The organism is Bacteroidales bacterium, from assembly GCA_012519055.1.
In the GTDB taxonomy this organism is placed as follows: domain Bacteria; phylum Bacteroidota; class Bacteroidia; order Bacteroidales; family Salinivirgaceae; genus JAAYQU01.
The window spans coordinates 50,542-74,216 of sequence record JAAYQU010000035.1; the positions used below are offsets into that span (position 1 = coordinate 50,542).

Sequence of the window (23,675 nt, forward strand, 5' to 3'; positions counted from 1 at the left end):
TTACAAATTTATGGTAAATATTGGGCGGTAAAAGCTGTTTTCAGTTAAGAATTCGTAATCGAAGTTAAAAGCTAAAGGTTTGAAATTATAATTTCTGAAAAACATCGTTTTTGTTGCGAGTATCCTAATATTACTTACATATATTTGATTGTCAAAAATATAGTTTAACTTTGTAATTACGATTTTGAAACTAAAAAATTACAGATATGTTAAAATACCGTAGAATACTGCTAAAATTAAGCGGAGAGTCCTTGGCAGGAAAGAATCAACAAGGGATTAATACCGATGCGTTGATGAACTATGCTAATCAGGTTAAAACAATTTCAGAGTTGGGAGTAGAGGTAGCCATTGTTATAGGTGGGGGGAATATTTTTCGTGGGTTACAAGGTGTTGGCAAGGGTTTCGATAGGGTAACAGGTGATCAAATGGGAATGTTGGCAACGGTTATCAACAGTTTGGCATTACAGTCAGGATTAAACTCTGTTGGCAAAAAATGTTCGGTTTTTACATCAATTCGTATGGAGCCGATAGGGGAGTTTTATTCCAAAAGAAAAGCAATTGATGCCTTGCAAAACGGAAACGTCGTTATTGTTGCCGGAGGAACTGGGAATCCATATTTTACCACCGACACCGCTTCGGCACTCAGAGCTATCGAACTTGAAGTTGACGGATACTTTAAAGCTACCCGCGTTGATGGTGTTTATAATGCTGACCCCGAAAAACATCCTGATGCAACTAAGTATGATACAATAACATATCAAGATGCAATTAAACAAAACCTTAAGATAATGGACATGACCGCATTTGCTCTTTGTAGCGAAAACAACATGCCTATTATTGTTTTTAATGGCGATAATCCTGAAAATATATTACGAATTATACGCGGCGAAAAGGTTGGAACGATTGTGAAACGGGGTTTCAATTAGCAAATTGAACACAGACGACGCGGATTAAACGGATAATCACAGATTTGTTGTAGTGGAGACCTTTGTTGTTGTCAGAACAATAATGAATAATTAGCAGGTAATTAGTTGATTATCGGCTCAATAGCCACGACTTTTAAGTCGTGGAAAGGAATGATGTATAATTTTGGGCTTTAGCCCAAATTTACTCTATCTTTGGTTTTGAAATTTTAATAGATTTCGGTTAAAGCCTTTTTATTTTTATACTATTTTCCGTGCCTTAAAAGGCACGGCTATTGATATTTTTATTTAGGTAAAATGTTGTAGTGAGCTGATTATCAGTTTTAACGCATTTAAAAAAGTGAAACAAGTCGGGAGAATAATATTAGTTAATATCTATTGCTCCTTTTCTAACGTTGCTGTGTAGCTCTGCAATTGCTCGTTGGTGGAAGAATGGATACAGATTACGATCACGAAATTTTGAACCACTTTGATAATATGTTGTGTGTATTATTTCTGTTTCAGTGTTTGATTTAGCAATAAATTGCAACAACTGTTTCCCTTCCGATTTCCCGCCACGCAAATATGTAAACTCGATTATCTTCTGCTTCGGATCTATTTTGGTAACTTTCAGGGCAGTAGGGAGATTAAAGAGCCCTTTTAAGAGCCGTAAGTTTATAAAGTATATCTGATTGGTATTCAGGCTGTTTTTGTTCAGATCAGAAGGGAAATATAGCTCGTCGTCATTGTTGTCGTAAATAAATGATAATGATAAGATTTTTCCTCTCCATATATCTTTAGGATTTGATGCTGACGCGCATTCCCACACCTTCTCTATTGGAGAATCGAAATAAAATTTACCTATATGAATACAATAACTGTCTAATGATGCAGTGTCACACAGAGACGCTTTAAGTTCACTGAATAAAGAAATCCCCTGTTTTTTGTATCCTTTGACATATTTGCGCGTTTTTTTAGTGCATTTATTTGTCTTAGAAATATCTGAAAGTTGGGTCTGTGCCGACAGGTTTGTCGATACTGTCCAAAGAACAAGGATAATAAAAATCTGAAAAAAAATACGCATTCCCTAAAAATAAGCACGCAAGATAGCGGTTTTTTAGGAAACGGGAGACTCTTTCACAAAAAATCTGAAGGGGCTAGAATCTATCTCTGTGTTACCAAATAAATACTGGCTATTGGCAGACAAGTTTTTTATTCACGTTTAGCAAAGTAATATCTCAACCCTATTTGATATAGAATAGCGTTTGATACACTTCTAGTAGCATGTACCGTTTCTGTTTCTGTGTAATGAGTAATTGTTTCGTAATATGTTGGATTAAAGCTTGCTATATAGATGCACTTCAAGTAAATATCTGCTTTCTTTTTAAAACGATAACCAAATGAAATGGCAGGTTCGATACTGAAATTAACTTTTGATGAAACATAGCCATCAATTCTCGTGGAATCCGAACCAGACGGAACAAAATAATTACTTCCTGGAAAAGGTGTAATGTTTTCGCCCGCACCCTTTATTAGCGGATTTTCAGAGTAATCACGCGAAATAGTAACGTTAAAACCTATCTCAGGCTTTATAAATAATTTTTCCTGAACCATTAGAAATTCCTTTCCAAAGCGTAGTGGAATCAGCCAGCTCTCTTGTCCACTTGTAAAAGAGAGAGTTTTCTCAGTTGAAAAGTTGCTGTAGTCATATTTGTTCAATGGTATCGAGGAAAACAATCCATAAAATCCTGTTTCAATAGTATATGTGTCATATTTGAATCCAAAATAGCCTCCCAAAATTTCGCCAATAGAAGATTGGGAAAATATTTTAGCTTTGCTGTTTACATAGTCATATCTTTCGGAGAAGAACCCATTTTCATAACCAAGGTAAAATCCGTTTTGAGCTATACCTGTTATTGAAAGAAGAACTGTCGTTGCAATTAAAAGAAATTTTTTCATGTCTGTTTTTCTTAAGTTTATTTTTTTTAATAAACTCATTTTACATTGAAAAATTGTTTTGTCTGTTAACTTTGATAGGTATAGAGAGATTTTCAGATGCCCCATTTTTCGTATCTTTGCATAAAAGTATTCTCGAAAATGCAACAACCGAAAAACGATAATTCAGTTGAAATATTCCATCCTACGGGCGAAAATTCATCTCAAGAGTTTCCCTTTGCGGGAGCAATTCCGGCGGGATTTCCCTCTCCGGCTGCAGATTTTTCTTTCGAGCAGTTGGATATTTTGGGCAGGTATCTGAAAAATAGTGAAGCTATATTTATTGGCAGGGCTTACGGCATTTCAATGGATACGTTTATAAGCGACGGCGACTACTTCTATATGGACAGGTCTTTGCGCTCGGAACCCAAAGATGGCGACATTGCAGTATGCGCTATTGACAATGAATTTACCCTGAAAAGGATTAAGTTTTCCAAACAGGGAATTGACCTGCTACCCTATAACGAAGATTTTCCAGTTATTCACGTTTCTAGAAACGATGATTTTACAATTTGGGCTATTGTTGTACTAATTATAAGACCAACTCCTACCAGATGTTTGCGTTAATTGACTGTAATAACTTTTATGCTTCCTGCGAACGGAACTTCGATCCTAAGCTTGTTGGAAAGCCTATTGTTGTTTTGAGCAACAACGATGGATGTGTTATTGCCCGTTCAGAAGAATCAAAGCGGTTAGGCATACCAATGGGAGCACCTGCCTTTCAGTGTCAGGAAATATTTGACAAACATGGTGTAGAGATATTTTCTGCAAATTTTCCGCTGTATGGCGATATGAGTAGGCGAGTGATGAACATACTTTCAAAATACAGCCCCGTACAGGAGATTTATTCAATAGACGAATGTTTTTTGGATTTGAACGGTATAGATGAAGACCTCTCTCAATATGGATTAAAAATGAAAAAGCAGGTCGATCTTTTTACTGGATTGCCAATATCGGTGGGTATTGCTCCAACAAAAACATTGGCTAAAGTGGCAAACAGGATTGCTAAGAAATATCCCAAACAAACCGGAGGAGTCCACGTGATAGACAGCGATGAGTTGCGCCTGAAAGCCCTAAAATGGTTAGATGTTGGTGATGTGTGGGGTATAGGAAGGCGTAGTGTGGCAAAATTAAATAAAATAGGGGTTTATAAAGCCGCCGATTTTGTTAAGCTACCTGAAAGTTGGGTGTTAAATAATATGACCGTAGTAGGGTTAAATTTGCAAATGGAGTTGAAAGGCTTGCCTGCTATAGAAATGGAGCGCGAGGAGAAACATAAAAGCATTTCTACAACCCGCACTTTTGAAACAGAATATCAAACCTTTGATCAACTAAAGGAACGGATAGTTACCTTTACAACACTGTGTGCCAATAAATTGCGCCGTCAAAATTCGCTTTGCAAACGTATGTCGCTTTTTATTAAAACCAATATTCATAAAGAGACAAGAACACAATATTCCAAGTCGATAGATATAAAGCTTCCTTTCCCCACATCATCGACCTTGGAGTTAATTGAGTTTGCAGTCGAGGGGCTTACTTCAATTTTCAAAGAAAACCTGCATTACAAGAGGGCAGGAGTAACGTTATCGGATTTTGTGGATGCTGACCAACATCAATTATCGCTATTTTTTAATTCAAACCCGAAGCACGAAAAGTTAATGCAAGCGGTAGATGAGATAAATCAAAAATACCATAGGAATCTTATCCGAGTTGCCACTACAGATACACAAACATTTAAAATGAAGCAAGCACGTCTATCTCCCTGTTACACAACGAATATAGATGATGTAATTAAAGTAAAGATTGGATAGGCTTCAGCAATTATCTATTAGCAATGAACAATTACTAATGAGTAATTGGAACACAGAACACACAAGATATTAAAACCTATAACCGCTCATAACAACGTGCATTTGGCGCGAGCAGAGGTCGAGAACAATTTTTACGTCATAATTTTACATATGTGAACGTTGTTATATTTATTGAATAAAATTTTGTTGTACATTTGTATCTCAAAATTTTTAAAATGTCAATAGAAGTAAAAAACGTAACAAAACTGTATGGCAAACAAAAAGCCTTGGATGATGTTTCTTTTAGCATTAATACAGGCGAAATAGTTGGTTTTATTGGTCCTAATGGTGCAGGAAAATCAACAATGATGAAGATTTTGACGGGGATAATACCTCAAACCTCTGGCGAAGCCTACATTAACAACATAAATGTTATTGAGAATAGCATGGCTATACGGGAAAAAATTGGATATCTGCCTGAAAATAATCCTCAATATGAAGATATGTATGTGGTTGAGTATCTGGAGTTTCTGGCAGGCATTTATTCTATTAAGAATTATAAGGAACGTATCAATGCAATTATCGAACAAATAGGATTGACGGTTGAGAAGCATAAAAAAATAGGACAATTGTCAAAGGGATACAGACAAAGGGTAGGGTTGGCACAGGCACTACTTCATGAACCTGAAGTATTGATACTAGACGAGCCGACAAGTGGATTAGACCCAAATCAGATTGTGGAGATACGTAATTTGATCTCATCGGTTGGGAAAAATAAAACTGTTATGCTTTCAACGCATATAATGCAAGAGGTTGAGGCTATTTGCGATAGAATTATAATTATCCACCGCGGAAAAATTGTCGCCAATGATACTACACAAAACATTAAACGACAATTGGCAGATGATAATCAGAAGGTTATCGTACAATTCGATAAAGAAGTTAATGTTGACGATATAAAAAAATATCTGAAAGCTGATTCCGTGAAAATCACAAAAGAGAAGCAAATAGAGATAACTGCGAAAAAAAATATCGACATTCAAACATCGATAATGAATTTTGCAAATTCAAATCAACTGACAATTGTACAATTAACTCAATATCAACGTACATTAGAAGAAATTTTTCAAGAACTAACAACTAATAATTAATAATTAAAAAAATAATAAAATGTCGTATTTATTTACATCTGAATCAGTATCAGAAGGGCATCCTGATAAAGTAGCAGATCAAATATCCGATGCTCTTCTCGATGAGTTTTTACGTAAAGACCCCGAGTCAAAAGTAGCATGTGAAACCTTAGTAACAACGGGTTTAGTTGTTTTAAGCGGCGAAGTCCGCTCACAAGCATACGTCGATGTTCAAACCATCGCACGTCAGGTTATTAAAAATATTGGTTACACCAAAGCAAGTTATAAGTTTGATAGCGAATCGTGTGGCGTTATTTCGTGTATTCACGAACAATCGCCCGATATTAGACAAGGCGTAGTGCGCGAGAGAGAAGAAGACCAAGGTGCAGGCGACCAAGGCATGATGTTTGGCTATGCAACAAACGAAACAGAAGACTTTATGCCTGTGTCTATAGAGCTTGCACACTTGATATTACAAGAGCTTGCAGAGATTCGCAGAGCAGGAAACCGTATGAAATATTTAGGACCCGATAGCAAATCGCAAGTTACAGTAGAATATGCTGATAATCACAAGCCTATAAGAATTGATACTATTGTTGTATCAACACAACATGACGACTTTATCACCCCTAAATCTGATACCCCAGAGGCGAGAAAAGAGGCTGACGAAAAAATGTTGGAAACAATACGTAATGACATTGAAAAATACGTTATTCAAAGATTAAAACGCAAATTACCTCGTCGCTTAAAAGCATTGTTCCAAGATGATATCAAACTGTTTGTTAATCCAACAGGAAAGTTTGTTATTGGTGGACCACACGGAGATACAGGACTTACAGGTCGAAAAATTATTGTTGATACCTACGGTGGTAGAGGAGCACACGGCGGTGGAGCGTTCTCAGGCAAAGATTCAAGTAAAGTTGACCGTTCGGCAGCTTATGCAGCACGCCATATCGCAAAAAATATTGTAGCGGCAAAACTGGCAAAACGTTGTTTAGTTCAAATATCATACGCTATTGGCATTGCCAAACCTGTTGGAGTGTTCGTAAATACTTATGGTACAGCTAAATTGCACGACGAAGATGGTCGAAGATACTCAGATGGAGATATTGCCAAAATAATTGAAGAGGTCTTTGATTTACGCCCATACGCAATTGTAAAACGATTTGGCTTGAAAAACCCAATTTTCTTGCCAACAGCATCATACGGGCACGTTGGAAGAACGCCATATACCGATACCGTAACTGTTTACGAAAATGGTAAAGAGGTAACTAAAGAGGTTGAGTTTTTTGGTTGGGAAAAACTTGATTACGTAGATAAACTGAAAAAAATATTTAGAGTAGATTAAAAAACAGGTGTTTTTTGTTTATCTTGTAAAATCAAATTTATAATAAACCTTAAAAATAAATCATTATGTTTAACGCAGAAGTATATAAACGTCGTCGTTCCGCACTAAGAAAACAAATGACAAGCGGAATAGCTCTTATTTTGGGAAACTCCGAGGCATCAATGAACTATCCTGCTAACACATATCACTTTAGACAGGATAGCAACTTTCTTTATTTCTTCGGTTTAGATTTCCCTGATTTCGCTGGAGTTATCGACTTTGAAACAGGACAAGATATAATTTTCGCAGACGATTTATCTATTGACGATATAATATGGATGGGCGACCAACCATCAGTTCGCGAAAGAGCGTTGTTGGCTGGTGTTGAAAATACTCGTCCCTTCTCAAAACTTGGCGAATATATAAGTGAAGCCATAAAAAAAGGGAAAAAAGTTCACTTTACTCCTCCTTACAGGGCAGTGAATAAAATGTTACTCGAATCTTTAACAGGTATCAGAGCTGCAGTAGTTCGCGATCATGCTTCTACACCACTTATTCGTGCAATTATAGCATTGAGAAGTGTGAAGGAGCCGTGTGAAATAGAAGAGTTAGAAAAAGCGGCTGCAGCTGGCTACGAAATGCAGGTTAAGGCAATGAAAATGGCTAAAGTGGGTAGATGGGAGCAAACAATTGCCGGAACAATCGAAGGCATCTCATTAGCACACGGTGGAGTACCATCATTCCCAATAATATTATCGCAAAACGGACAAATATTGCATAATCATAGCCACAACAATATTCTTGAAAAAGGGCGTTTGGTAGTTTGCGACTGTGGTGCTGAATCGTTATTACATTATGCGTCAGACCATACCAGAACAACGCCTGTAGGTGGCAAATTTACAGAAAGACAAAAAGAGATATATGAAATTGTGTTGGCTGCCAACAATGCAACAAATAAGAACACAAAACCAGGTATAACTTATCAGCAAGTTCACCTAATGGCGTGTAAAATAATTGCACAAGGATTGTCAGAACTAGGATTAATGAAGGGTAACGTTGATGACGCTGTACGCGAGGGAGCACATGCACTGTTTATGCCTCACGGTTTGGGTCATATGATTGGTTTAGATGTTCACGATATGGAAGACCTGGGGCAAACTTTAGTGGGATACGACGAAGAGACACGTCCCATTAAGCAGTTTGGAACCGAAGCACTACGTTTTGGACGTAAACTAGAGCCGGGCTTCTGTTTAACTAACGAGCCGGGCATATATTTTATTCCCGCTCTTATTGATGCTTGGAAAAAAGAGAATAAACATGCCGATTTTATTAACTATGATTTGGTAGAGAAGTATAAAGATTTCGGAGGCATAAGACTTGAGGATATGCTTTTGGTTACAGAAAATGGTTGTAGAATAATCGGAAAACGTCCTCCTATTACTGTAGAAGAGGTCGAAGCTATTGCAGCTACTGAATAAAAGTTAATTTAACAATAAAAGGAGCTATCTCTTTATGAGACAGCTCTTTTTTAACAACAGGCAAGTGCTTTAAAATCAATGAATTAACGATTGTGGTGGTGGCTTCGACAAGCTAAGCCACCTAACTGACGGGCGCTGAGTTTAAAGATACGACTTTCCCGAAATAATAACTAGTATAAAATGGACAAAACAAAGAAAATAACCTTACTATTAATACTTACAGTGTTGTTTCAGGTAAGTTTTGCTCAATATAATACCGTTCAAATCAACCTTGAAGTAGTTGACAATGAAACACAAAATTGCAAATTTAGAATATCGTTGTTTAAAGATGCCGATGAGTGTTTAGTTCCTGTAAAACATCAGCCCGTTCCTGACATTTATAATTACAAAGAATCTGATACCATTTTTACGGTTAATGAATCAGATTTCAACTTATTAGCTGATAGTGTTTTTCAATTATCTAATTCACAGATATTTAATTTTATTTCAGAGAAATCTGACGAAATTTGTAAATATACAGCAGTGCTAGAATTAAGAGTAGGTTTTTATGATAATATCGTTTATAAAACACCCTGTTTTGGTAATTATATCGAAAACAGAAATCTATATCCATTAATATCAATTGTTAAAAAAATATTTGAGTTTGCCAATATTGATTATAAAAAATACTCGTTATGAAATTTTTTTCAAAAACAATAAAAGCCAATATTCTTTTAATAGTTCTTGCTATTATTTGTCTTAAATGCTATTCTCAGCATAACTATATTAAGTCTGTCAAATTTTCGTTTGGAGAAGATCTTGAAAAAAATCCTATGAGATATGTAAAAATAAATCTTATAAACGAATTGGATAGTTGCGTAACGTGCAATTTAGAAACAATAACAACGCACAGGAAAAGAAGGGGAGTTGACACCACCAAAATAGATACTGTTTATAAGATTAATAGAAGTGATTTTGATAGTATTGTTGATATGTACTTGAATATTGACAAATATGCAATTACTAGCAGGATGATAGATACTTATTATTTTTTATTTCATACAAACTCTGTTTCATTGGGCATAGAATCACATTGCGGTCTTATAAACAGTATCACGCTTTATAATATAAATGAAAAAACAATGAAAAATCAAATAGAACCTTTTTTAACAATTTGTAGAAAAATATTATTGTTGGCGAAGTTAAAACCTAAAGATTATTTTTGACATAATGGAAACAGTTATAAAATATGCATAATAATAAAAAAAACGGAGCATGCTCCGTTTTTTTTATTGATAATTGCACATTGCTAATTGTTAATTGATTATCAGTTTTCCGCTCGTTCGGTTCTCTTTCGAAATGATGTTATAGAAGTAAAATCCCGATTGTAAATCATCAGTAGAAACTTGTGTTTTTTCTGAAAAAGTAAGCGAAATTATTTTGTTTCCTTTAATATCGTAGAGTTCAAAAACTCCTGTGTTATCAGATAATAGCGGCTGAATAGTTATATAAGATGAGGCTGGGTTAGGATAGACATTAACAGTGGTGCTGTTAACTTCCTCAATGCCAATATTTTGTTCTGAATAATAGAGTGTTACAGAGTAAAATTCAAATTCCAGCCCACCGTCCACCTCATAAATCTTAAATTGGGTAAGCATATTGTTCGTTTCTGGTAATTCCATTTCATAGGGTCCTTCATATAACTTAATCGGAAGTATTAAGTCGGAGAAATCATATAGTGTGTTGTAAATTAACTCTGCTTTCATATCATTAACCCATGTGTTTTCATTTAAGTCCCATTCATACCCGGTTATTTGTGTGATATTATTGTTGATATCATATGCACATTCAATTTTTGATGAATATTGCCATTGTTCAGTAGCCTCATCGTAATCCCAACCTATTGAAACTATCATGTTATTATATTCATCATAACTATAATCTTCTTTATAGTATTCAACCCATTTGTTTAAAGATTCAATCCACTCATAATCAATATATTGCAATAAGTTTCCGTTGAAATCGTAGCAATATTCGTATTTAGAACTATTTTGCCATTGGTTTGAGTTGCTATCCCAATAATAATAAGTTTCTAAAATTAATCTTGAAATGCTATCATAGGTGTATTCTATTTTACCATTAAGAATCCAATCCATGCCTGTGGATTCCCAATCATAATTAGTTTCTAAAACTAATCTTGAAATGCTATCATAACTGTACTCGTATTTATAACCATATTCCCAGTTATTACTAACGAGGTTCCACTCTTCGAACTCAATTTCACTTGTTAGATTTCCACAAGTGTCATAAGTAAAAGCCCGTTCTGAATATTTTACCCAATTATTGTCATAGTCTAAACTAGAGCCAAATATTTTTGACAAATAGTCATTGTCATCAAATATATTTTCAAACTTATGGCTAATCGTCCATTGATCAAAGTTCTTTTCTTTTATATTAACCTGTCTGTTTCTACCAATCGAATCATAAATATATTCCGACTTATAAAACATATCAAACATTGGATATTCGTTAACCGTACTATCCAACTTTTGTTTTGATACACTTGTCAATTTTTGCTGAAAATTGGAGTTTACGAGGTTGTTTTTAAAGATTAATTGAAGGTTTTTCTTTTGATTTATTAAATCAATAAAACTTTGTCCCTGCGTGTTCAAAACAGCGAAGAACAACACTATAAGAAATGAAATTTTTGTGCTCATACTATTATTTTTTAGGTTGTACTTAAAGAGGTTTTTACTGCGATGTAAACGTTGATATTTTAAGCTGCGAAATTAGAGAAAATATCTATCTGATGTTATAATGTTTAATATTATTTATGTTTTTTACCCTGAAAAAAGCTGTTTTAAAATTTTATCATAATTTCATCAATTTTTTTGAAAAACTTGTTGATTATAAAGTAAATCAATGTACATTCGTCTCCATAAAATTTAACAAAATAAATTTGTATTTAGTAGTACCAATACGAATGCAAAATTAGTTGAACAGTTAAAAACTAAAACTGAATATGATGAACAAATTGATAATGAGTACAATTATTACGAAGATTGGCCATAGTCTTTCCATTATCCTAATACTCTTAATGTTTTCGAGCTGTCGTTTGTTTGAGACAGACGATTTGGGAGATTATTGGTACGTGGCTAAGATTAAAAATAACACAAATGAAACCTTGTTAGTAATATTAGGCGAGGAACCACCCATTGTTGATTCATTATTTATTATTCCCGATTCATCTGTCTCTTGTAGAGGAGGAATGAAAGTTTATAAAGGGCAAGATGTAATTAAAGAATTACTATTTACAAGTGGCTATAGGCCTTTAGAAAGCAGAGCTAGAGTATTAAGAGGAGACTCGGTTTTGGTAGATTGGCATGGACCAGCAGAAGATAAAGGAGAACTACACCATTTTTATAACTATAATTCTTGGAAAAGTTGGTTAAAAAACGAAAGGGACGGAATAGTAGAGTTTACTATTTATGAATCTGATTTACAGGGTAATTAGCATTTAGTAAACTGTTAATAATCAATGTATTAAAAAGTATGCAAAAACTAAAAGAGACGGATTAAATTTCCGTCTCTTTTAGTTTTCAACTTTTTGTAGAGACGGAGCATGCTCCGTCTCTACTTTTAACTTTCTCCTTGTACCTTTTAACTTACTTAAGGTATTTGTCAAACCAAGCAAAAAACTCCCTCTGCCAAAGAACTGCATTTTGTGGTCTAACAACAAAATGTGTCTCTTCGGGGAAGATTAGCAATCGTGCTTCTACGTTGTTTAAACGAGCGGCTGTAAATGCTTGAAGTGACTCCGTATAAGGAATACGGAAATCGTATTCTCCGTGGATTATCAAAATAGGTGTATCCCAATTGCTTGCAAAACGGTGAGGAGAGTTGGCGTATGAACGTTGTGCAACTTTATTGTCTTTCTCCCAGTATGCTCCGCCAAGGTCGTTATTTGGGAAGAAAGTCTCTTCGGTAGCACCGTAAAAACTCTCGAAGTTAAACATACCGCAATGTGAAATAAAAGCCTTAAACCGTTTCTGGTGATGACCTGCCAAATAGAAGACTGAATAACCGCCATAGCTCGCACCAACGCATCCTAAGCGATTTTCATCAATACACTCATCTTTCTTGATTTCATCAATTGCAGTTAGGTAATCCTGTATGTTTTGTCCAGAGTAATCGCCAGATATTTGTGCGGTCCACTCCTGTCCAAACGATGGCACACCGCGGCGGTTTGGAGCAACAATAATGTAATCGTTGGCAGCCATAATCTGGAAATTCCAGCGGAATGAGAAGAATTGACTTACAGTACTTTGCGGACCTCCTTGGCAATAGAGCAGTGCTGGATATTTCTTAGATGAATCAAATTTTGGAGGATAAATAACCCAAACGAGCATCTTTTTGCCATCTGTAGTAGTTACCCAACGCTCTTCGGTTTTCCCCATTGCTATATGGTCGTAAATGGGCTTGTTTGTAAAGGTAATTTGTGTCTCCTCTTTGCTCTCTCGATTTACAGAGAAAATCTCGGTCGCCATGGCATGATTCATCTTTTTGCAAACAAGAGTATTGCCCGACACTATAACACTTTGATAGTCATGGTGTCCCTCGGTATATTTTTCGATATTGCTACTTTCGATATTGATTGAATAAATATGGTGTGTTCCTTTAGTTGGACTGACAAAATAGAGTGTCTTACTGTCTGAATCCCAAACCATATCTGAAACGTTTTGGTCAAAATTGGCTGTCAGATAGGTTGTCTCTAAGGTCTCTAAATTGAGAAGCATTAACCGCTCTTTATCAGCCTCGTAGCCAGGTGTTTCCATACTTTGCCAAGCCATATACTTGCCATCGGGCGAGAAAGTGGGATATTTATCGTATCCAAGGTTTTTCTCTGTCAGGTTTTTAGTCTCTTGGGTAGCAATATCGTAAAGGTAAATATCTGAATTAGTGTTTGTTGCAAACTCGGCTCCGGTATATTTTTTACAGGAATAAGCAATTCCTTTGCTGTCGGCTGTCCAAGAAACGTCAGCAGCGTCGAAGAATGGAGACATCGGAGCGTCCCATGCTTCGTTTGGCATAATATCTTTTCCCTCTGTAACAACCGTGCTACTAAGCGGAGCAACAAATATGTGGCTGTAATATACATCGTTCCAGTGATCCCAGTGACGCGACATTAAATCGGTGTAGATACGAGCGTTTGCCAATGGTAAATCGGGTTGAACGTCCGACAGCTCTTCGCCAATCTTAACTTCGGCTGTGTAGAGAATCTGTTGTTTGTCGGGAGATATTTTGAAAGCATTTGCACCACCCTTTATGTTTGTCATTTTTTCAACACCGCTTGCGTTTATTGTCGATTTATACACCTGTGATGAACCCTCGTGTGTGCTTATAAATGCAAATGTCTTATCATCAATCCATTGTGGGTCGAACTGTGAGCCTGAGAGGGTAACGGCTTTCTTAGCCTCTCCTCCGCTAACAGGAATTATAAAGAGAGATGTCCGACTTTTATTAGTTTCTAATTGATAATAAGTAATTGTGTAAAGTACATTTGTTCCGTCCGGTGAGAGTTGTACGCTACCAACACGACCAAACTTCCAAAGAATTTCGGGTGTAAGCACTCCTTTGGCTATTTCGGCTTCAGTAAGTTGAATATTGAATTCAAAGTCACTTTCGGCGGTCTTTTTTTGTTGTGGTTGACATGCTATTAATCCCATAATAGCAAGCAACAATGTGATTGTTAAATTTCTCATGTTAAAATCTTTATGCTTAAGGTTGTATAAAATTAAACTGTTATTTACGTGTAAGTTTTTCCAATGCGTCGAATGCCAAATCGAAGTTTGGCTCAATCTCCAAGGTTTTATCGTAATACTTTATTGCATTCTCCTTATCTCCAGATAGTTGATAGCTTAAACCCAATCTGTAAAATATTCTTGCCTCATAGGGATAATACTTGGCAGCTTTCTCGAAATATTTTATTGCATCTGCTTGTTGTCCAATATCTTGATATATATACCCAATATTAAAAAGAGGGTCTAAGGCTAAAGAGTCTATCTCGTTTAAAATTGCAAAATATTGATTCAGAGCCTGTTGCTCTCTTCCTGTCTCCTGATAATACATTCCAAGATTGTATCGTGGCTCAATATCGTGAGGTCTTAGGTTTATTGCATTACTAAAGAAATCAATTGCAATGTCTTCTCTTTCATTAGAATAGAGAAGACCAAGATAGTTTTGTGCTTCGTAAAACTTAGGATCAATAGTAACTACTTTCATCAAATCCTCGATTGCACTTTTGCTATCTCCCTCAAGATCGCTAACCATAGCACGCATTAACAGTGCCTGAGTATTATTCTCCTCACTTTTAATAATCATGTTGAGTATATTTCTGGACATAATGTACTCTTCTGTAATCATATATAAGTTGGCCAATTTTAAATTTGCCTCTAAGTGAGTAGGGTAGCGTTGTATGATTTTTGTTAAAGCCGTTTTTGCCATAACCACCTGACCACGCATAATCTCCATATCGGCACGTCTCAAAAGATATCCCATTTTATCGGGGGCAAGCCTATTGGCGATTTCAATGTCATTAATTGCGCTGTCTAAGTTCTGAAGTAAAAAATATGCATTCGAACGCTCACTAAAATAGGTGTCGTTTTGCGGGTCTTTTCTTATAAGAACTGTAAGGCTATCAATAGTTTTCTTAAATATCTGCGATGTAGAAATAGGTTTTTCTTCTGATACCTCCTTTTTAGGTTGTTTTGTCTCGCAAGAGCCTAAAAGAGATGCAAAAAACGATATTAAAACTATCTGTGTTACTCTTTTCATCCGGAAACTATAAGTTATTCGATTTTTATTCATCAAGAGGAGCTGTCTCTAAGGCTTTTACAACTTTTTCCTCTATTTCTGCCTGTAGCTCAGGATTGTCGGTCAGCAGTTGTCTTACAGCTTCGCGTCCTTGTCCAAGTCGAGTTTCTCCGTAGCTAAACCACGAGCCTGCTTTTTTGATAATATCAAAATCGACACCTAAGTCAATTATCTCGCCGGTTTTACAGATTCCCTCGCCATACATTATATCGAACTCGGCTTTTTTGAACGGTGGTGCCATCTTGTTTTTCACCACTTTGGCGCGTGTTCGGCTACCACGTGAATCTTCTCCATCTTTTATTGCTGATATTCGTCTAACATCAACTCTAACCGAGGCGTAGAATTTAAGAGCATTACCGCCGGTTGTGGTTTCAGGGTTGCCAAACATTATACCTATCTTCTCACGTAACTGGTTGATAAAGATACAGGTTGTGTTTGTTCTGCTGATATTTGCGGTCAACTTTCTGAGTGCTTGCGACATAAGTCGTGCATGCAAACCCATGCGTGAATCGCCCATTTCGCCCTCAATTTCTGCTTTGGGGGTCAGAGCAGCAACAGAGTCGATAACGATAATGCTTATCGAACCACTTCTGATTAGCGAGTCGGCTATCTCTAAAGCTTGTTCACCGTTATCGGGCTGCGATATATATAGTTGGTCTAACTTAATGCCTAAATTTTTTGCATAAACGCGGTCTAAAGCGTGTTCAGCATCAATAAAAGCAGCTAACCCACCATTTTTTTGCGCTTCGGCAATAGCATGCAGTGCTAAGGTTGTTTTTCCCGACGCTTCGGGACCGTAAATTTCTATAATTCTTCCGCAGGGGTAACCACCAATCCCAAGGGCTGCATTTAAGCCAACAGAACCAGATGATATTACAGGTACTTGTACGACTGAGGTATCATCAAGCTTCATTATGGTTCCTTTGCCGTATGTTTTTTCTATTTTATCGAGAGTAATTTTTAGAGCTTTTAGTTTTTCTTCGTTTACGCTCTGCTCTTCGGTTTTTTCTTTTGCCATATTGTTGAGTTATTTATTGTTTCTATTCGTTTTTATAATATGCTGATTTTGGTTTCGTCTAGTTGATTTTCTTAGCAACTATTTTGCTTCTTCCAACATCTTAAGGATTTGTGCTGTGTGGTTTTTAGTATCAACCTTGTTGATTATAAGTTTTATTTTACCCTCTTTATCAATTATATATGTTTTACGTAATACACCCTCGTATGTTCTGCCATACATCTTCTTTTCTCCCCAAGCGTTATAGCTTTTTAAAATATTTTTTTCGGTGTCGGCAATTAGGTTGAATGCCAAGTTGTGTTTTGCAATAAATTTTTGGTGCGATGTGGCAGAATCAGGGCTTACGCCGATAACCTCGAACCCTTGTTTTGTCAAACTTGCGTAATTGTCGTTTAAGTTACAGGCTTCGGCCGTGCAACCAGGGGTATTGTCTTTTGGATAGAAGTAAAGAATTAAATTTTTGCCGGCAAAATCGCTTAGTTTGATTGTTTTGCCATCTTGGTTTATTCCTTCAAAATTTGGTGCTTTTTGTCCTATTTCAAGAGTTTTCATAATGGTGTTATGTTATTGATTAATAGACAAATAATTATAAAAGATACAGTGCGTATCGAAATAGCAAATTTAACCAACATATTTACGAATACAAAATAAAGTAATAATGTTACTAAAAATTTTTATGGTCACATTGCATAAAAGCCTTAAATTTATGGGCTCTGTTTATGCAAAAATTATTTGTGTTACACTTTTTAGGATATTATCGTATGGTTACAAACAGAATGAATTTCATGTATAACTTTAAATAAAAAATTATAATCCAATGAAAACAACCTTATTATACATGTTTGTTTTTTTAGCGACAAGCCTGTCAGCTATGTCCGATACTTTATCAGTACAGTCGTGGTTGGTCTCTCAACCACAGATAGTAAAAAAACCTATTTTTTCGGATACTAAAAACACGCAAAACGAAACATTTAAAAACGCTGATTTGCTAAAATACGACAATTTCGATATTCAAAGTATCACTCCTAAAGAGAACGAGTTGTTTAATCAAACGGGTGTGTGGTCGGTAAAAATTTTAACTGACAATACGCTCAATATTGTAAATAGCGATACAAGTGAAATAGGGGTCAACTATGTGGGCACATATATTTGGGTTGAAAGATGGATGAAACTAAAATTGGAAATAAAAAGCCCCCAGATGATTCGCGCATGGTTAGATGATTCAGAAATAGGCACAAAGCAAACCTCCGAATCAAATATCGAAAAACAGGGAAAGATTTCGAAAGAGTTAAAGCTTGAAAGAGGGAAGCACAAACTTATGATAAAAACTTTGCATTTCCCTTCCGATTCATGCCAATGGTCAATCTCTGCATCGGTTATAATTGACAGTACTGTTGCTTCTGAAAATATTAGAATTGAGACAGACCCAACGGACAGAAAAAACATTTCGCATATAATGCACGGAACAAGATGTTCGGGGGTAAAACTGTCGCCTGATGCTAAATACTACTCTATATCTTACAGAATAACTAAGCCCGGAGGAGAAAATCCCGAGTCATGGACAGAGATAAAGCGTACCAACGATGATAACTTGATTTTTAGCTTTCAACATTCTAGGATTTCACAATTACAGTGGTTGCCAAAATCAAACAGGTTGTCGTATATTGTAAATGTTGGTAAAGATAAACATATGTATGTTTTTGATGTTGAGAAGTTAACATCTGAAAGACTGTTTGTTGAAACAAAAGATATGGGCTGGTGTACATGGTCACCAGATGAGTCGTATGTGATATACAATATTACCGAAAAAGATGACTTCACTTACACAACCACGAAAAGAGTTGATGGAATGAGCGACCGCTTATCTGGATATAGAGATCGATCGTTTATCCATAAATTTGATATTAAAACTTTAAGTAAAGAACGTTTAACATTTGGAAATCAGAGTACATATGTAAGTGACATAAGTCCTGATAGTCGCTATTTGGCAGTAAGCACAAGTTACCGTGACTATACCGAGCGTCCCTATTCTAAACAACAAGTTTATATAGTTGATCTTAAAACCCTGACAGTCGATACTTTATGGACAGATAAACGTTGGTCTGTTAGTGTTAGTTTTTCGCCAGACGGTAAAAAGTTGCTGTGTGCCGGAGGTCCTTCTGCATTTGGAGAGATAGGCGAAAACATAGGGGAATATAAAATCGCAAACAACTACGATACTCAGCTATATATTTACGATATTGTAACAAAAACAGTCGATCCTATAACTAAGGACTTTAACCCCTCGGTTGATAACGCAATATGGTCAAGCGCAGATAACAATATCTACATAAGCACTACAGATAAAGATAGTAAACGCATTTATAAATACGAAGTTAAGAAAAATAAATTTGTTCCTATAACTCAGAAAAACGAGTATGTTACAGGGCTCGATATGGCAAGTAAAGCAACTGTGATATCTTATAAATCATCAAAAACAAACCTATATGGTTCTTACAGAATATTAGATTTAAAAAGCAACAAGTTAAAAATTGTCGAAGAGCTTGAAAAGCAAAATTATAAAAATGTTGAACTTGGCGAAGTTAGAGATTGGAATTTTGTTTCATCGCAGGGAGTTGAAATCAGCGGTCGTTACTATCTGCCAGTCGGTTTTGATACAACAAAGAAATATCCGGTAATTGTTTATTACTATGGTGGCACTACTCCCGTAGGCAGAACTTTTGGAGGACGTTATCCATTCAACTTGTGGGCTGGAGCAGGTTATATTGTTTATGTGTTACAACCAAGCGGAGCTACAGGGTTTGGACAAGAGTTTTCTGCTGCACACGTCAACAACTGGGGAATTACCGTGGCTGATGAAATAATTGAAGGCACTAAAAAGTTTTTAGCGGAGCACTCTTTTGCAGACGAAAAACACGTTGGTTGTATCGGTGCTTCGTATGGAGGGTTTATGACCATGCTGCTAACCACTCGTACTGATATTTTTGCTGCAGCAATATCGCATGCCGGTATTAGCTCAATATCAAGTTATTGGGGTGTGGGAAATTGGGGATATGCGTACAGCGCCGAGGCAACGGCAGATAGTTATCCATGGAATGCAAAAGATTTGTATGTTGATCAAAGCCCACTATTCAACGCCGACAAGGTAACAACACCTCTGCTTCTGCTTACTGGTGACAGTGATACAAATGTTCCACCTGGTGAGAGCATTCAGCTATATACAGCATTAAAAATTTTAGGAAAAGAGGTGGAATTAGTGACGGTTAAAGACGAAGATCATCATATTTTTGGATATAAGAACCGAATAGAGTGGCATAATACAATTATGGCGTGGTGGGACAAATATCTTAAAAATCAAGAAGATTGGTGGAATGAATTGTACCCAACTAAAAATTATTAATTTTGGAGGTATTAACATAAAAACAAAACAACCCAATGTCGGACTTAGAAGATATCAAAAAGCCTATTGAGGCTGAACTTAAACTCTTTAATGAGATATTTAGAGATAATATACTTACTGACAGTGGGTTGTTGCGTTCTGTTATTAATTATGTTTTAAAAAGTAAAGGGAAGCAATTGCGTCCAATTATAGTTTTTCTTACAGCCGGAGCTTGCGGAAAAATTAACCCAAAAACACATAATGCCGCAGCATTAATTGAGTTAATGCACACAGCAACCTTAATCCACGACGATGTAGTTGATGACAGTCTCTTCAGACGTAATGCCTTTAGCATAAATGGATTATGGAAAAACAAAGTTGCCGTACTCATAGGCGATTATCTTTTAGCTCGAGGATTGCTTTTAGCGGTTAAAAACAAGGAGTTTGACCTGTTAGAGGCTGTCTCCTCAGCCGTAGATGAGATGAGTCGCGGCGAGATTTTACAGATAAAAAAGAGCAGACAGCTAAATATCACTGAAACAGAATATTTTGAGATTATTGAGAAAAAAACAGCTTCACTAATAGCTGCATGTGCAAAAATCGGGGCAGAGTCGGTTGACGCAGATGAACAGACAGTTGCAAAAATGCACGAGTTTGGAATTAATTTAGGAATCGCATTTCAAATCAAGGACGACCTATTCGATTATAAATTAGACAACAAAACAGGCAAACCAGCCGGCAACGACCTGAAAGAACACAAACTAACTCTACCCTTGATTTTCACAAAAGAGCGAGCCAACTACAAAGAAAGACGGAAACTTCTAAAAATTATTAAATCGAAAAACCATTCGTATTCCCAAATAGCCAATCTTGTAGAAATTGTTTCAAATAAAGGCGGTTTTGACTACGCCACACAACGTATGATAGACTATAAAAACTTAGCTTTAGATTGCTTAGAGGTACTGCCTGATAATGAGTATCGTAAGGCTTTGAAACAGCTGGTTGAGTTTGTTATTGATAGAGACGAGTAAAATATATAAGGAGAAAGGTAGAAAGTGCAAGTAGCAAGGTAAAAGTTGGCGGTCACTGAACTTGTCGAAGTGACCGACACTGGATCTTTTGCGGTGGATGAGTGCGCAGCAATCAAAGCCACCGAGAATAGTCAATGAGTTTATCGTAGTACATTGTTGTCTCTCGACATAGTTCAAGCAGCTTAGCTTTGCTTTCGCTCCTAAGAAGATTGTTAATTGCTCACTGTACTTTGTTAATTGATTCTTCTTTTTCGCACAGTTTTAGCCACCTGTCGCTTTTCTCATCTAAAAGTTTTATTATTTCGCCTATACGTTCCGACTTGGCTGTTAGTATTTCGTAATTGTCAGTGCTACTGTTTATTTCGGTTTCGAGTTGGCGTTTTTCGTTTTCTAATTCGTCAATCTCTACTGTCAGGGTTTCTAACTCTTTTTTCTCGGCATAACTCATTTTTTGAGGTTTTTGAGATGCCTTTTCCTGACGTTTTATTGTCTCCTTTTGGATTTGTCGTGCTTTTGCCTCTTCCTGTTTTTGTTGCTCTCGAGACCATTCGTAGTAATCGCTGTAGTTGCCAGGGAATCCGCTGATTTCTCCATTACCCTCGAAAATTAATAGTCCGTCAACAACTTTGTCTAAAAATCGGCGGTCGTGTGATACGGCTAAAACTACGCCTGCAAAACTTTCCAAGTACTCCTCTAATATTGTTAGAGTTTGAATATCAAGGTCGTTTGTAGGCTCGTCGAGAATTAAAAAGTTTGGGTTTCGCATTAAAACAGTGCATAAATACAACCTACGCTTTTCGCCACCGCTAAGCTTGTGGATAAACGAGTTTTGAACACTTGGCGGGAAAAGAAACATGGTCAAAAATTGTGATACTGACAATATTTTGCCATCGCCCAACTTTACAACCTCGGCAATATCCCGAACAGCATCAATCACTCGGCTGTTTTCGTCAAACGAAATACCCTCTTGTCGGAAATATCCAAACACGACAGTTTCTCCCGTTTCGATTTTTCCCTTATCGGGCTTGATGTTTTCGGTAATGATATTTAGAAAAGTTGTTTTCCCTGTTCCGTTGCTACCAACTATTCCAAGACGTTCGTATCGGCGGAAGTTGTAGGAAAAATTGTCTAATATTTTTAAGTCGCCAAACGATTTATGCAGACCGATGACTTCCAAAATCTTTTTCCCTAACCGTGCTGCTCCAACTTTTATATTGATATTTTTTTCGTCGAAACGTTGCGAAGCCTCGTCACGCAACTTATAAAAAGCATCGATTCTATATTTGGCTTTACCTGTGCGTGCCGAAGGTGTTTGGCGCATCCATTCAAGCTCGCGGCGAAGTGTGTTTGTTGCACGATCGACATTTGCTTGTCTGGTTTCTATGCGCTCCTCTCTCTTCTTTAAGAAATAGGAGTAATTGCCGCTGTACCAATATATTTGCTTTTCGTCTATCTCCATAATATCGGTGCAGATGCTATCTAAAAACTGCCGGTCGTGAGTAACCATTAGCATTGTGGTTTTTGTCGATGCCAAATATCCCTCTATCCACTCAACCATGTTCAGGTCTAAGTGGTTTGTTGGTTCGTCTAAGATTAAGAAATCGGGTTCGCTTATTAAAGTGGATGCCAAAGCAACCCGTTTTTGTTGACCTCCCGAAAGGGTATCAACCTTTTGTTTAATATCGGTAATGTTGAGTTGCATAAGAATCTGTTGCGCCTTGGTTTCCATATCCCATGCGTTTGCGGCATCCATAAGTTCGGTGGCAGCTTGCAGCTCATTTTTATCGCAACTTATTAGTGCTTGTTCGTATCGGTTGATTGCTTTTATAGCTTCACTGTCGCCCTTGAAAACGTTGTCGAGTATTGATAATTCGGGGTCTAAAAATGGATTTTGATCGAGATATCCAGCTGTAATATCGTTTCTCCGGACAACATTTCCCGAGTCGGGAGTATCCAATCCGGCAACTATTTTTAATAGAGTTGATTTTCCTGTTCCGTTTCGAGCTATTAGTCCAACTCGTTGATTTTCTGATATTGAGAAACTTATCTCAGAAAGTAAGATTAAACTGCCAAACGATTTTGTTAGGTTTTCGATTTGTAAAACAGGAGTCATAATATCCTTAATTTCAAATAGTGAACATTAGGCAAAAAATTAAAATAATGTTTTCTCTTCTTCAACGAGCAGGGTTGCGTTAAAACTCTAAGTTTACGCCCAATTTTGACCGCAAAGTTATAGAAATCTTATCATAAAAATACATATCTTTGTCAGTTCGTTAAAACAGTTCGGTATGTTTTATGCCGTAGTTCAGGGTTATTTCAAACAGTTATGGATAAACAACAAGATAAAGAGAAACAGTTATTATTAGACAAAAGATATTTGCAAATGGCTCATATCTGGGCACAAAATTCGTATTGTAAAAGAAGACAGGTAGGAGCTTTGCTCGTAAAAGATAAAATGATTATTTCCGATGGTTACAACGGAACTCCTTCGGGATTTGAAAATATTTGCGAAGACGAACAAGGCAATACAAAACCTTATGTATTACACGCCGAAGCAAATGCAATTACAAAGATTGCAAAGAGCGCAAACTCATCAAAAGGAGCAACTATGTACGTGACAGCCGCCCCATGTATAGAGTGCGCCAAATTGATTATACAATCGGGGATTGTCCGCGTTGTTTATTCAGATATGTATAGACTGGAAGATGGGAAGCGATTACTTGAGAAAGCTGGAATTGAAATGGTATATATACCCGATTTTCAATAAAATTTTTGA

At 36.5% G+C, this 23,675-nt stretch carries 20 protein-coding genes; 12 read left to right on the forward strand and 8 right to left on the reverse strand.

From position 1 onward, the window contains the following. Nucleotides 1-206 precede the first annotated feature (206 nt). The gene (locus tag GX311_06365) at nucleotides 207-926 is read left to right on the forward strand and encodes a UMP kinase (protein ID NLK16001.1); all 720 of its coding nucleotides are present in this window, start codon (nucleotides 207-209) and stop codon (nucleotides 924-926) included. 361 nt (nucleotides 927-1,287) lie between these two features. Here the strand turns inward: GX311_06365 and GX311_06370 are convergent, their stop codons facing one another. Both GX311_06370 and GX311_06375 read right to left on the reverse strand, forming a co-directional pair. Further along, nucleotides 1,288-1,986, reverse strand: coding sequence for a hypothetical protein (locus tag GX311_06370; protein NLK16002.1), 699 nt, complete (start codon nucleotides 1,984-1,986; stop codon nucleotides 1,288-1,290). Between the two features lie 128 nt (nucleotides 1,987-2,114). Then, nucleotides 2,115-2,861 (reverse strand): hypothetical protein, encoded by a 747-nt coding sequence (locus GX311_06375; protein ID NLK16003.1) that lies wholly within the window; start codon nucleotides 2,859-2,861, stop codon nucleotides 2,115-2,117. 138 nt (nucleotides 2,862-2,999) lie between these two features. Here GX311_06375 and GX311_06380 point away from each other — a divergent pair, with 138 nt between their 5' ends. From GX311_06380 to GX311_06410, 7 genes are all read left to right on the forward strand, one after another. Beyond that, on the forward strand, nucleotides 3,000-3,464 hold the full coding sequence (locus tag GX311_06380) for a hypothetical protein (GenBank protein ID NLK16004.1): 465 nt from the start codon (nucleotides 3,000-3,002) through the stop codon (nucleotides 3,462-3,464). Then, entirely contained in the window at nucleotides 3,452-4,708 is a 1,257-nt protein-coding gene (locus GX311_06385) for a Y-family DNA polymerase (protein NLK16005.1), read from the forward strand. The genes GX311_06380 and GX311_06385 overlap by 13 nt, the downstream gene beginning before the upstream one ends. A gap of 215 nt (nucleotides 4,709-4,923) precedes the next feature. Continuing rightward, entirely contained in the window at nucleotides 4,924-5,838 is a 915-nt protein-coding gene (gldA, locus tag GX311_06390; protein NLK16006.1) for a gliding motility-associated ABC transporter ATP-binding subunit GldA, read from the forward strand. A gap of 19 nt (nucleotides 5,839-5,857) precedes the next feature. Next, nucleotides 5,858-7,165: a methionine adenosyltransferase gene (locus GX311_06395; protein NLK16007.1), complete on the forward strand. Its 1,308-nt coding sequence runs from the start codon at nucleotides 5,858-5,860 to the stop codon at nucleotides 7,163-7,165. A gap of 65 nt (nucleotides 7,166-7,230) precedes the next feature. After that, the gene (locus GX311_06400; protein ID NLK16008.1) at nucleotides 7,231-8,622 is read left to right on the forward strand and encodes an aminopeptidase P family protein; all 1,392 of its coding nucleotides are present in this window, start codon (nucleotides 7,231-7,233) and stop codon (nucleotides 8,620-8,622) included. A 180-nt stretch (nucleotides 8,623-8,802) separates the two neighbouring features. After that, nucleotides 8,803-9,300 (forward strand): hypothetical protein, encoded by a 498-nt coding sequence (locus GX311_06405; protein NLK16009.1) that lies wholly within the window; start codon nucleotides 8,803-8,805, stop codon nucleotides 9,298-9,300. Further along, a complete protein-coding gene (locus tag GX311_06410; GenBank protein NLK16010.1) occupies nucleotides 9,297-9,827 on the forward strand; it encodes a hypothetical protein in 531 nt (176 codons plus the stop codon). Before GX311_06405 ends, GX311_06410 begins: the two co-directional genes overlap by 4 nt. A gap of 90 nt (nucleotides 9,828-9,917) precedes the next feature. Here GX311_06410 and GX311_06415 read toward each other — a convergent pair whose 3' ends face one another. Continuing rightward, nucleotides 9,918-11,318 carry a T9SS type A sorting domain-containing protein gene (locus GX311_06415; GenBank protein ID NLK16011.1) on the reverse strand — a complete coding sequence of 467 codons (1,401 nt, stop codon included), beginning with the start codon at nucleotides 11,316-11,318 and terminating at the stop codon, nucleotides 9,918-9,920. A 323-nt stretch (nucleotides 11,319-11,641) separates the two neighbouring features. Between GX311_06415 and GX311_06420 the strand changes: the two genes are divergently transcribed. Continuing rightward, on the forward strand, nucleotides 11,642-12,115 hold the full coding sequence (locus GX311_06420; GenBank protein ID NLK16012.1) for a hypothetical protein: 474 nt from the start codon (nucleotides 11,642-11,644) through the stop codon (nucleotides 12,113-12,115). A gap of 151 nt (nucleotides 12,116-12,266) precedes the next feature. Here the strand turns inward: GX311_06420 and GX311_06425 are convergent, their stop codons facing one another. From GX311_06425 to bcp, 4 genes are all read right to left on the reverse strand, one after another. Next, nucleotides 12,267-14,363 carry a S9 family peptidase gene (locus tag GX311_06425; GenBank protein NLK16013.1) on the reverse strand — a complete coding sequence of 699 codons (2,097 nt, stop codon included), beginning with the start codon at nucleotides 14,361-14,363 and terminating at the stop codon, nucleotides 12,267-12,269. Between the two features lie 40 nt (nucleotides 14,364-14,403). Next, the gene (locus GX311_06430; protein NLK16014.1) at nucleotides 14,404-15,435 is read right to left on the reverse strand and encodes a tetratricopeptide repeat protein; all 1,032 of its coding nucleotides are present in this window, start codon (nucleotides 15,433-15,435) and stop codon (nucleotides 14,404-14,406) included. Nucleotides 15,436-15,460: 25 nt separating this feature from the next. Beyond that, the gene (recA, locus tag GX311_06435; protein NLK16015.1) at nucleotides 15,461-16,492 is read right to left on the reverse strand and encodes a recombinase RecA; all 1,032 of its coding nucleotides are present in this window, start codon (nucleotides 16,490-16,492) and stop codon (nucleotides 15,461-15,463) included. A 78-nt stretch (nucleotides 16,493-16,570) separates the two neighbouring features. Further along, nucleotides 16,571-17,041 carry a thioredoxin-dependent thiol peroxidase gene (bcp, locus tag GX311_06440; protein NLK16016.1) on the reverse strand — a complete coding sequence of 157 codons (471 nt, stop codon included), beginning with the start codon at nucleotides 17,039-17,041 and terminating at the stop codon, nucleotides 16,571-16,573. Nucleotides 17,042-17,306: 265 nt separating this feature from the next. On the opposite strand from bcp, the gene GX311_06445 reads away from it, so the two are divergent. Further along, nucleotides 17,307-19,889 carry a S9 family peptidase gene (locus GX311_06445; protein NLK16017.1) on the forward strand — a complete coding sequence of 861 codons (2,583 nt, stop codon included), beginning with the start codon at nucleotides 17,307-17,309 and terminating at the stop codon, nucleotides 19,887-19,889. A 35-nt stretch (nucleotides 19,890-19,924) separates the two neighbouring features. Beyond that, nucleotides 19,925-20,899: a polyprenyl synthetase family protein gene (locus GX311_06450; GenBank protein NLK16018.1), complete on the forward strand. Its 975-nt coding sequence runs from the start codon at nucleotides 19,925-19,927 to the stop codon at nucleotides 20,897-20,899. Nucleotides 20,900-21,119: 220 nt separating this feature from the next. On the opposite strand, the gene GX311_06455 is transcribed toward GX311_06450, so the two are convergent. After that, nucleotides 21,120-23,012: an ABC-F family ATP-binding cassette domain-containing protein gene (locus GX311_06455; protein ID NLK16019.1), complete on the reverse strand. Its 1,893-nt coding sequence runs from the start codon at nucleotides 23,010-23,012 to the stop codon at nucleotides 21,120-21,122. A 213-nt stretch (nucleotides 23,013-23,225) separates the two neighbouring features. Here GX311_06455 and GX311_06460 point away from each other — a divergent pair, with 213 nt between their 5' ends. Continuing rightward, nucleotides 23,226-23,666, forward strand: a complete 441-nt coding sequence (locus GX311_06460; GenBank protein ID NLK16020.1) for a dCMP deaminase family protein — start codon at nucleotides 23,226-23,228, stop codon at nucleotides 23,664-23,666. The last annotated feature ends 9 nt before the right edge of the window (nucleotides 23,667-23,675 follow it).

What these genes read in the sequence shown, in the direction of transcription:
- GX311_06370 (NLK16002.1), bottom strand. Translation starts at nt 1,986, where the DNA reads ATGCGTATTTTTTTTCAGATTTTTATTATCCTTGTTCTTTGGACAGTA.
- GX311_06385 (NLK16005.1), top strand. Translation starts at nt 3,452, where the DNA reads ATGTTTGCGTTAATTGACTGTAATAACTTTTATGCTTCCTGCGAACGG.
- GX311_06395 (NLK16007.1), top strand. Translation starts at nt 5,858, where the DNA reads ATGTCGTATTTATTTACATCTGAATCAGTATCAGAAGGGCATCCTGAT.
- GX311_06460 (NLK16020.1), top strand. Translation starts at nt 23,226, where the DNA reads ATGGATAAACAACAAGATAAAGAGAAACAGTTATTATTAGACAAAAGA.
- GX311_06400 (NLK16008.1), top strand. Translation starts at nt 7,231, where the DNA reads ATGTTTAACGCAGAAGTATATAAACGTCGTCGTTCCGCACTAAGAAAA.
- GX311_06380 (NLK16004.1), top strand. Translation starts at nt 3,000, where the DNA reads ATGCAACAACCGAAAAACGATAATTCAGTTGAAATATTCCATCCTACG.
- GX311_06425 (NLK16013.1), bottom strand. Translation starts at nt 14,363, where the DNA reads ATGAGAAATTTAACAATCACATTGTTGCTTGCTATTATGGGATTAATA.
- GX311_06375 (NLK16003.1), bottom strand. Translation starts at nt 2,861, where the DNA reads ATGAAAAAATTTCTTTTAATTGCAACGACAGTTCTTCTTTCAATAACA.
- GX311_06365 (NLK16001.1), top strand. Translation starts at nt 207, where the DNA reads ATGTTAAAATACCGTAGAATACTGCTAAAATTAAGCGGAGAGTCCTTG.
- GX311_06450 (NLK16018.1), top strand. Translation starts at nt 19,925, where the DNA reads ATGTCGGACTTAGAAGATATCAAAAAGCCTATTGAGGCTGAACTTAAA.
- GX311_06455 (NLK16019.1), bottom strand. Translation starts at nt 23,012, where the DNA reads ATGACTCCTGTTTTACAAATCGAAAACCTAACAAAATCGTTTGGCAGT.
- GX311_06410 (NLK16010.1), top strand. Translation starts at nt 9,297, where the DNA reads ATGAAATTTTTTTCAAAAACAATAAAAGCCAATATTCTTTTAATAGTT.
- GX311_06405 (NLK16009.1), top strand. Translation starts at nt 8,803, where the DNA reads ATGGACAAAACAAAGAAAATAACCTTACTATTAATACTTACAGTGTTG.
- recA (NLK16015.1), bottom strand. Translation starts at nt 16,492, where the DNA reads ATGGCAAAAGAAAAAACCGAAGAGCAGAGCGTAAACGAAGAAAAACTA.
- GX311_06445 (NLK16017.1), top strand. Translation starts at nt 17,307, where the DNA reads ATGAAAACAACCTTATTATACATGTTTGTTTTTTTAGCGACAAGCCTG.
- gldA (NLK16006.1), top strand. Translation starts at nt 4,924, where the DNA reads ATGTCAATAGAAGTAAAAAACGTAACAAAACTGTATGGCAAACAAAAA.
- GX311_06415 (NLK16011.1), bottom strand. Translation starts at nt 11,318, where the DNA reads ATGAGCACAAAAATTTCATTTCTTATAGTGTTGTTCTTCGCTGTTTTG.
- bcp (NLK16016.1), bottom strand. Translation starts at nt 17,041, where the DNA reads ATGAAAACTCTTGAAATAGGACAAAAAGCACCAAATTTTGAAGGAATA.
- GX311_06420 (NLK16012.1), top strand. Translation starts at nt 11,642, where the DNA reads ATGAGTACAATTATTACGAAGATTGGCCATAGTCTTTCCATTATCCTA.
- GX311_06430 (NLK16014.1), bottom strand. Translation starts at nt 15,435, where the DNA reads ATGAAAAGAGTAACACAGATAGTTTTAATATCGTTTTTTGCATCTCTT.